Below are 4,657 nucleotides of genomic sequence, written 5' to 3' on the forward strand. Positions count from 1 at the left end.
CGGGAGAGGCGGGGATCCTGCCTCTGCTGGGATCAGCCCGCCGGCAGGGTCTCGGAGAACAGCACGGGCTCGCCCCGGCCCGGCGCGGTGAGCGCCCCCTCCCACATCACGCGGGCGCCCCGCACCACCGTGCCGACGGGCCAGCCCGTGACGGTGACGCCGTCGTAGGGGGTCCACCCGCATTTCGAGGCGATCCAGCCGTTTCGGATCGTCTCGCGGCGCTTGAGATCGACCACCGTCACGTCCGCGTCGTAGCCGACCGCGAGGCGGCCCTTGCGGGCGATGCCGAAGAGGCGCTGCGGGCCGGCGCTCGTCAGGTCGACGAGGCGCGCGAGCGAGAGCCGGCCGGCGGAGAGGTGGTCGAGCATCATCGGCACCAGGGTCTGCACGCCGGTCATGCCGGAGGGCGAATCCGGGTAGGGCTTGGCCTTCTCGTCCAGCGTGTGCGGCGCGTGGTCCGAGCCGAGGATGTCGGCCACACCCTGGCGCAGGCCCCACCAGAGAACGTCGCGGTGGGCCGCCTCGCGCACCGGCGGGTTCATCTGCACGAGGGTGCCGAGGCGCGGGTAGGCCTCCGACCCGTCGAGGGTGAGGTGGTGGGGCGTCAGCTCGACGCTCGCCACGTCCTTGTGGCCGGCGAGGAAGCGCATCTCCTCGGCGGTCGAGACGTGCAGGATGTGGATGCGCGCGCCGGTCTCGTGCGCGAGCGCCACGAGGCGGCGCGTCGCCTTCAGCGCGGCGTCCGGCGAGCGCCAGACCGGGTGCGAGGCCGGGTCGCCCGGCACCCGCAGGTCCTTGCGCTCCCGCAGCATCGGCTCGTCCTCCGCGTGGAAGGCGGCCCGGCGGCGGATGCGGGACAGGATCTCGCGCACGCCCGCGTCGTCCTCCACGAGGAGCGAGCCGGTCGAGGAGCCGACGAAGACCTTGATGCCGGCCGCCCCCGGCAGGCGCTCGAGCTCGGCCACCTGATGCGCGTTCTCGTGCGTGCCGCCGACCCAGAAGGCGAAGTCGCAGTGCATCCGGTGGCGGGCGCGGCCGATCTTGTCGGCCAGCGCCTCGGCGCTCGTGGTCTGGGGGTTGGTGTTCGGCATCTCGAACACGGCCGTCACGCCGCCCATCACGGCCGCGCGCGAACCGGATTCGAGATCCTCCTTGTGGTCGAGGCCGGGCTCGCGGAAATGCACCTGCGTGTCGATGACGCCGGGCAGGAGGTGGAGCCCCGTGCAATCCTGCCGCTGGTCCGCCGCCGCGCCGGCGAGGTCGCCGATGGCGGCGACGCGGCCGGCCCGGATGCCGAGATCGGCCCGGTGCTCGCCGTCCTGGTTGACGAGCGTGCCGCCGTGAAGGACGAGATCGAGGGGCTCTTCCATCGGGTTCAGGCTCCGGGCTCGCGGGCGCCGACGTTGAGGCGCGGGCTCGCGCGGCTTATGTGTCAGCGCCTCCTCCCACGCAACGTCTCGAGCGGAAGCCCCATGCCGATCGCCCTGCTGCCGGACCGTGCCGTCGTCGCCGTCACCGGCGAGGAGGCGCAAGCCTTCCTGCAGGGCATCCTGACCTGCAACGTCGAGAGCCTGCCCGAGGGCGAGGCGCGGCTCGGCGCCCTCCTGACGCCGCAGGGGAAGGTCCAGTTCGACTTCCTGGTCTCGCGGATGCCGGGCGGCTTCCGCCTCGAGGGCGCGGCCGCGCGCGCGGCCGACCTCGTGAAGCGCCTCGGCCTCTACCGGCTGCGCGCCAGGGTCGCGATCGCGGCCGAGCCGGATCTGGCGGTCGCCGCCGCCTGGGCGGGGTCCGAGACCGCCGCCTCGGTGGAGCGGCTCGCGGACGGGCGGCTCGCCGACCTCGGCGCCCGCCTCTACGCCGCGCAGGGCGCCTTCTCGGCCGACGCGACGGAGGACGCCTACCACGCCCACCGCATCCGGCTCGGCGTGCCGGAGGGCGGGCGCGACTTCGCCTTCGGCGACGCCTTCCCGCACGAGGCGCTGATGGACCAACTCGGCGGCGTCGATTTCCGGAAGGGCTGCTACGTCGGCCAAGAGGTGGTCTCGCGCATGCAGCACCGGGGCACGGCCCGCACCAGGATCGTGCCGGCCCACTATCCCGAGGGTGAGGCGGCGGCGCCCTTCAGCGAGGTCACGGCGGGGCAGAAGAGTCTCGGCACGACCGGCTCGGCGGCGGGCGGGCGCGGCCTCGCCATGCTGCGCCTCGACCGGCTGGCCGACGCGCTCGCCGCCGGCGAGACCCTGCGGGCGGACGGGCGCGCCCTCGCCGTCGAGAAGCCGGCCTTCGCGACCTTCGCGTGGCCCGCCGCCGCGGACGCGACCGCGGTCTGAGCCGATGGCGACGCACGAGTCGCTCCGGCCGGAATCCGGTCTGATCACGCATCCCGACGGCTGCGCCCGCTGCTGGTGGGCGGGCCTCGATCCGCTCTATGTCGCCTATCACGACACGGAGTGGGGCGTGCCCGAACGCGACGACCGCGCGCTCTACGAGAAGCTCGTCCTCGACGGGTTCCAGGCCGGCCTGTCCTGGATCACCATCCTGAGGCGCCGGGAGGGCTTCCGGCGCGCCTTCGAGGGCTTCGAGCCGGAGCGGATCGCCCGCTTCACCGACGCCGACGTGGCGCGGCTGATGCAGGATACGGGCATCATCCGCAACCGCGCGAAGATCGTCGGGGCGGTGGGCAGCGCCCGCGCCTACCTGCGCATCATGGAGCGGGGACCCGGCTTCTCGCGCTTCCTCTGGGATTTCGTCGACGGGCGCCCGATCGAGGGGGGCGCCCGCAGCCGGGCCGAGATCGCCACCGAGACGGCGGTCTCGCGGGCGGTGTCGAAGGCGCTGAAGGCGGAGGGCTTCACCTTCGTCGGCCCCACCATCGTCCACGCCTTCATGCAGGCGGTGGGGATGGTCAACGACCATCTGGTCGGCTGCCACCGGCACGCGGCCTGTGCGGAGCTCGGCGGCGCGAAGCGGCGGCCCGCATGAGCGCCCGGCCGCCGCGGGCGTGGCAGCGGATGCTGTCGGGCCGTCGCCTCGACCTCCTCGACCCCTCTCCCCTCGACATCGAGATCGCCGACATCGCCCACGGGCTCGCCCGCGTCGCGCGCTGGAACGGCCAGACGGCGGGCCCGCACGTCTTCTCGGTGGCGCAGCACTCGCTCCTCGTTGAGGCGATCGGCGGCGAGATCCTGCCCGGGGCGAGCCCGGCTCAGCGCCTCGAATTCCTGCTCCACGACGCCCCCGAATACGTGATCGGCGACATCATCTCGCCCTTCAAGGCGGCGATCGGCGATTCCTACAAGGCGGTCGAGCGCCGGCTCCTCACCGCGATCCGCCGCCGCTTCGGCCTCGACGCGCCGGGCCCGGTCCTGGCGCGCTGCGTGAAGCGCGCCGACCGGATCGCCGCCCACATCGAGGCGACCCGGCTCGCGGGCTTTGCGGAGGAGGAGGCGGCCCGCTATTTCGGGCGCCGAGAGGAGATGCCGCCCGCCGTGACGGCGCTCGCCGAGCCCTGGCCGACCGCCGAGGTGCAGGCGCGCTACCTCGCCCGCTTCCACGCCCTCGCAGGCTGATCACGATGCCCCGCCTCCACGTCTGCTCCCTGTCGCGCCTGCCCGAGACCGTCGCGGCGACGGGCGCGAGCCACGTCCTCACCCTGGTCAACGTCGGCACGGCCCTGGAGCGGCCCGCCGCGATCCCGGCCGAGTGCCACGGCGTCGTCGGCGTCAGCGACATCGTGGCGCCGCTCGAGGGGCACGTCCTTCCGGCCGAGGAGCATATCCGGCAGGTGCTCGACTTCGTGCGGGCCTGGCCCCGCGAGCGCCCCCTCGTGATCCACTGCTACGCCGGCATCAGCCGCTCGACGGCCGCCGCCTACATCGCCGCCTGCGCCATGGCGCCGGAGCGCGACGAGGCCGAGATCGCGCGGGCGCTGCGGGAGGCCTCGCCGTCGGCCACCCCGAACCGCCTCTTCGTCGAGATCGGCGACCGCCTGCTCCGGCGCGAGGGCCGCATGGTGGCGGCGGTGGCGGCGATCGGCCGGGGCGCCGAGGCCTTTGAGGGCGAGCCGTTCCACCTCGTCATCGACTGAGCGCGGGCGGGCCTCGAAAATCTTCACCTGTGACCGAAACGCCGCCCCGGCCGACGAATCAGGTGGGGCGCCGGGCCGGAAGGGTTGTGCCGGGCCTCCGCCCCGCCTTAGAACCGGAACAAAGGGACACGTGGGATGACCGAAGCCCGACCTGCCGGCGCCCCGTCGGCGTCAACGACCGGCGTGCCCGGGACCAGCGATCTGCCGTTCGAGAAGGCTCTCGAGCAGCTGGAGGAGATCGTGCGGCGGCTGGAACGGGGGGACGTGCCCCTCGACGAATCCGTCGCGATCTACGAGCGCGGCGAGCGCCTGAAGCAGCATTGCGAGATGCTGCTGAAGCGGGCCGAGGCGCGCATCCAGAAGATCACGCTCGGGCCCGACGGCCGGGCCGAGGGCGTCGCGCCCCTCGACGTCGAGTGATCGGCGAGGCTCCCGCCAGGATGGCAGCGGTCGCGCTCCCTCCGCTCTCCGCCGCGGCACCGGGCTCCGTCCCGGGCGGGCCCGGCGGCGCGGACGCGGCGTCCGCCCGGATGTGAGGTTCAGTCAGTGGCGCAGGTCGATACGTCCATT

6 protein-coding genes are annotated in these 4,657 nt (G+C 73.8%); 5 read left to right on the top strand and 1 reads right to left on the bottom strand.

From position 1 onward, the window contains the following. Positions 1-32: 32 nt before the first annotated feature. A complete protein-coding gene (locus MOX02_RS23490; protein WP_147028253.1) occupies positions 33-1,370 on the bottom strand; it encodes a dihydroorotase in 1,338 nt (445 codons plus the stop codon). Positions 1,371-1,472: 102 nt separating this feature from the next. Between MOX02_RS23490 and ygfZ the strand changes: the two genes are divergently transcribed. The 5 genes from ygfZ to MOX02_RS23515 all read left to right on the top strand — a co-directional run bounded on the left by ygfZ (position 1,473) and on the right by MOX02_RS23515 (position 4,507). Continuing rightward, a complete protein-coding gene (ygfZ, locus tag MOX02_RS23495; RefSeq protein WP_147028254.1) occupies positions 1,473-2,330 on the top strand; it encodes a CAF17-like 4Fe-4S cluster assembly/insertion protein YgfZ in 858 nt (285 codons plus the stop codon). Positions 2,331-2,334: 4 nt separating this feature from the next. Next, the gene (locus MOX02_RS23500) at positions 2,335-2,982 is read left to right on the top strand and encodes a DNA-3-methyladenine glycosylase I (RefSeq protein WP_147028255.1); all 648 of its coding nucleotides are present in this window, start codon (positions 2,335-2,337) and stop codon (positions 2,980-2,982) included. Then, positions 2,979-3,569 carry an HD domain-containing protein gene (locus tag MOX02_RS23505; protein WP_147028256.1) on the top strand — a complete coding sequence of 197 codons (591 nt, stop codon included), beginning with the start codon at positions 2,979-2,981 and terminating at the stop codon, positions 3,567-3,569. Before MOX02_RS23500 ends, MOX02_RS23505 begins: the two co-directional genes overlap by 4 nt. 5 nt (positions 3,570-3,574) lie before the next feature. Further along, positions 3,575-4,087 (top strand): tyrosine phosphatase family protein, encoded by a 513-nt coding sequence (locus MOX02_RS23510; RefSeq protein WP_147028257.1) that lies wholly within the window; start codon positions 3,575-3,577, stop codon positions 4,085-4,087. Positions 4,088-4,222: 135 nt separating this feature from the next. Beyond that, entirely contained in the window at positions 4,223-4,507 is a 285-nt protein-coding gene (locus MOX02_RS23515) for an exodeoxyribonuclease VII small subunit (protein WP_170267968.1), read from the top strand. The last annotated feature ends 150 nt before the right edge of the window (positions 4,508-4,657 follow it).

The organism is Methylobacterium oxalidis (assembly GCF_007992195.1).
GTDB classification, from domain to species: Bacteria; Pseudomonadota; Alphaproteobacteria; order Rhizobiales; family Beijerinckiaceae; genus Methylobacterium; species Methylobacterium oxalidis.